The 3,768-nt window shown below is 58.9% G+C and carries 4 protein-coding genes; all 4 read left to right on the top strand.

The features are described from left to right. The coding region (gene tilS / locus ADADOO_RS07210) for a tRNA lysidine(34) synthetase TilS (RefSeq protein WP_511276260.1) at nucleotides 1-783 on the top strand (783 nt) is incomplete at its 5' end. Nucleotides 784-861: 78 nt separating this feature from the next. After that, nucleotides 862-1,740, top strand: a complete 879-nt coding sequence (dapA, locus tag ADADOO_RS07205) for a 4-hydroxy-tetrahydrodipicolinate synthase (protein WP_511276258.1) — start codon at nucleotides 862-864, stop codon at nucleotides 1,738-1,740. Nucleotides 1,741-1,756: 16 nt separating this feature from the next. Continuing rightward, complete coding sequence (bamC, locus tag ADADOO_RS07200) at nucleotides 1,757-2,887, top strand: NlpB/DapX family lipoprotein (RefSeq protein WP_511276261.1); 1,131 nt, start codon at nucleotides 1,757-1,759, stop codon at nucleotides 2,885-2,887. A 69-nt stretch (nucleotides 2,888-2,956) separates the two neighbouring features. Then, the gene (locus tag ADADOO_RS07195) at nucleotides 2,957-3,649 is read left to right on the top strand and encodes an MBL fold metallo-hydrolase (protein ID WP_511276256.1); all 693 of its coding nucleotides are present in this window, start codon (nucleotides 2,957-2,959) and stop codon (nucleotides 3,647-3,649) included. Nucleotides 3,650-3,768: the final 119 nt, after the last annotated feature.

The raw sequence follows: 3,768 nt of genomic DNA, 5'->3' as shown, positions 1-3,768 counted from the left end.
GGGTTGTCGCCCAATGCTGAGGCGTGGGCGGTGTTCTGTGCCGGTTATTGCGAGCGCCTCGGCATCCCGCTGACTGTTCGCCATGTCACGGTTGATGCATCGTCCGGCTGTGGTCTCGAAGCGGCGGCCCGCGCCGCGCGTTATGCCGCATTTGGCGAATGCGCCGGTGATGGCCTGCTATTGGCGCAACACCGCGGTGATCAGGCCGAAACTGTCTTATTCAACCTGCTGCGCGGGACTGGCGTGACCGGCGCGGCGGGAATGCCGGTCGAACGCAGCTTTGGCGGCCTGCGCCTGTTGCGTCCGATGCTGGATGTGTCGCGCGCCGAAATTGAAAGCTATGCGTTGGCCGAAGGCCTGGCCTGGATAACCGACGAAAGCAATAGTGACACTTCGCTGACCCGCAATTTTCTGCGTCACCAGGCGTTGACCGCAATAAGCCAGCGTTTTCCGGCCGCAGAAGCCTCTCTGGCTCAGGCGGCAAGCCATTTTGCCGAAGCTGCAAGCCTGCTTGACGAGCTTGCGGCGCTCGATTGGCTGGCGGCAGGCGACGGTGATGTTGCACGTATGCCGGCGCTGCGCCAACTCTCGCTGCCCCGCCTGAAGAATCTGCTGCGCCATCGCTTGCGTTGCCTCGGTTGGCAGGTTCCGGTGGCAACTCGTCTCGAGGAATTTGTCCGCCAACTGCAGTCGGCTGCCCCGGATCGTCACCCGGAACTGGTCTTGCCCGACGGGAAAATGCGAGTGGCGCGCGGCCTGCTCTATTGGCTGCCGGAAAAATAACAAAGTGTTACCAAGCGCCTTTCCGCGGGGAATGGCCTTCAGTTACAATCAACAGATTACTTATTCCATAAACAGGCCATGATTACTGGATCCATTGTCGCCATCGTTACGCCCATGCATGAGGATGGCAGCCTCGATTTGAGCGCTTTCCGCAACCTGCTCGACTTCCACGTCAGCGAAGGGACCGATGGCATTGTGGTCGTCGGCACGACGGGTGAATCGCCGACGGTCAATGTCGAAGAGCATTGCGAGCTGATCAAGGTGGCAGTCGATCACGTTGCCGGTCGTATTCCGGTCATCGCTGGTACCGGCGCCAATTCGACGGCCGAAGCCATCGAACTGACCGAATTCGCCAAAAAGGCTGGCGCCAATATGGCCCTGTCGGTCGTTCCTTACTACAACAAGCCGACCCAGGAAGGCCTCTATCGCCATTTCAAGGCGATTGCCGAAGCCGTCGAACTGCCCGTTCTGCTCTATAACGTACCGGGCCGGACCGTCGCTGACATGTCAAACGATACCATTCTGCGTCTGGCCGAAGTGCCGGGCATCGTTGGCGTCAAGGATGCGACTGGCAACATCGACCGCGCCTGCGATCTGATTGCCCGGGCGCCGAAGGATTTTGCCCTGTATACCGGTGATGACATGACTGCCGTGGCGACCATCAGCCTTGGTTTTCATGGTGACATCTCGGTCACTGCCAACGTCGCGCCGCGCCTGATGCACGAAATGTGTGCTGCCGCCGCCAGTGGCAACATTGCCAAGGCACGCGAAATTCACTTCAAGTTGCTCGGCTTACATCGCGACCTGTTCTGCGAAGCCAATCCGATTCCGGTCAAGTGGGCAGTGCACAAGATGGGTCTGTCGCCCAATGGCATCCGTCTGCCCCTGACCACACTGTCCGAAGCCAACCATGGCCGTGTTCTGGCCGCCATGCGCCAGGCTGGCGTACTCGCCTGAGCGGAGTAAAGTAAAAATGAATCGTCGGCTTTCTGGCCTCTCCCTTTCCCTGTTGGCGATTGCGCTGGCCGGGTGCAGCGTACTTCCCGAGTCGCGCAAGATCGAATACAAGTCAGCCGGCAAGGTCCCGACGCTTGAGGTGCCACCTGATTTGTCGCAGATCGCTCGCGACGACCGCTATCTCGTACCCGATGCCGCCGGCAAGGGCAGCGCGACGTTCTCGGCCTACAGCGCCGATCGTACTCCGCAGGCCCTGGCGCAGAACTCGGTTGTCCTTCCGCAGGTCGACAAGGTTCGTGTCGAGCGGTCCGGTAACCAGCGCTGGTTGGTGGTCACGGCACCGGCGGACAAACTGTGGGATACCGTCAAGGATTTCTGGCAGGAAACCGGTTTCATCATTTCTGTTGAGCGTCCCGAAGCGGGCGTCATGGAAACTGACTGGGCTGAAAATCGCGCCAAGATCGGTGATGATATTATTCGCAACACGGTTGGTCGCTTGCTCGATTCGCTTTACTCGACCGGTGAGCGCGATAAGTTTCGGACGCGCTTCGAGCCAGGTGTAACGCCGGGAACAACCGATATTTTTGTCAGTCATCGCGCCATGGAGGAGGTATATACCTCCTCGGCCAAGGATGACACGCGTTGGCAGCCTCGTGCTGCCGACCCTGAACTGGAAGCGGAGATGCTCCGCCGTCTGATGGTTCGTCTTGGTTCCGAAGAGAAGCGTGCCGAAGCTGCGATCGTTTCGGCCAAAGCGGAGCCGCGAGCCAAACTGGCTAAGTCGGATGATGGTACTGGTTCGCTGGAAGTACTTGAGCGTTTCGATCGTGCTTGGCGCCGTGTCGGCTTGGCACTGGATCGCGTCGGGTTCACGGTCGAAGATCGTGATCGCTCGCGTGGCCTGTACTTCGTGCGCTATGTCGATCCCGAACTGGATAACCGCAGCAAGAAGGACAATGGTTTCCTGTCCAAACTGGCATTCTGGAAGCGTTCTGAGCCGCCGGCCAGTTCCAAGGTCCAGTATCGCATTCATGTAAGCGATGCCGGTGAACAGAGCACAGTGAAGGTCCTGTCCAACGAAGGCGGCACCGATCAGTCGGAAACTGCCAAGAAGATTCTCAGCCTGCTCCTCCAGCAGTTGCAGTGATTCGTTTTGCCTCGCTCGACGAGCAGCGCGGGAAATGCGCTGCTCGTCGAGCACGGGGCAACATGTCTGATGCTCGATTGTGGCTTCGGGTTACGGGAAACTGTGGCCCGTTTGCTCCGCCTTGGCCGGGCTCCATCTGATCTGGCTGGCATTTTGGTTACCCATGAGCATGGCGACCATGTCGCCGGCGTATTTCGGCTGGCCCACAGGTTTGGGCTGCCTGTCTGGATGACGCATGGAACCTGGGTGGGCTGTCGCGAGGTGGATTCCAAACTGGATTTGCGCATTATCGATAGTCATCGTTCGCTCTCCATCGGTGATCTTGAAGTTCAGCCTTTTCCGGTGCCGCATGATGCGCGCGAACCTGTGCAATTCGTCTTTTCAGGGGCGGGAACTCGGCTCGGAATCTTGACCGACATCGGCGAGCCCACTGCCCACGTCTGCGCAATGCTATCCGGTTGCGCCGGGTTGGTGCTTGAGTTCAATCACGATGCTGGCATGCTTGAGCGTTGCGCTTACCCTGCCTCTCTTAAGCGCCGTATTGCTGGACGCTATGGCCATCTGGAAAATTCCGTAGCGGCCTCTCTGCTCGGTCGAATCGATATTTCGCGCCTGCAGGTATTGGTTGCTGCTCATCTGAGCGAGCGCAACAATTGTCCGGAGTTGGTGGTTGGCGTGGTGACCAAGGCGTTGGGTTGTCCGGAAGATTGGATTGGCGTCGCCCACGCCGATTGCGGATTTGACTGGCGACACGTGCAATAAAAAATCAAGGCAATAAAAAACGGGGCCGAAGCCCCGTTTTCTTTATGCTGGAAGAATTACTTGGCAGCAGCCGGAGCAGCGGCTTCAGCCGGCTTGGCAGCGTCAGCAGCCGGAGCAGC

The organism is Azonexus sp., assembly GCF_036170495.1.
Lineage (GTDB): Bacteria > Pseudomonadota > Gammaproteobacteria > Burkholderiales > Rhodocyclaceae > Azonexus.
Note: the sequence above shows the minus strand (reverse complement) of the source record. Positions and strands in the feature narration are given on the sequence as shown.

Excerpts from the sequence above, each read along its gene's own strand:
- dapA (WP_511276258.1), top strand. The coding sequence starts at position 862 with ATGATTACTGGATCCATTGTCGCCATCGTTACGCCCATGCATGAGGAT.
- bamC (WP_511276261.1), top strand. The coding sequence starts at position 1,757 with ATGAATCGTCGGCTTTCTGGCCTCTCCCTTTCCCTGTTGGCGATTGCG.
- ADADOO_RS07195 (WP_511276256.1), top strand. The coding sequence starts at position 2,957 with ATGCTCGATTGTGGCTTCGGGTTACGGGAAACTGTGGCCCGTTTGCTC.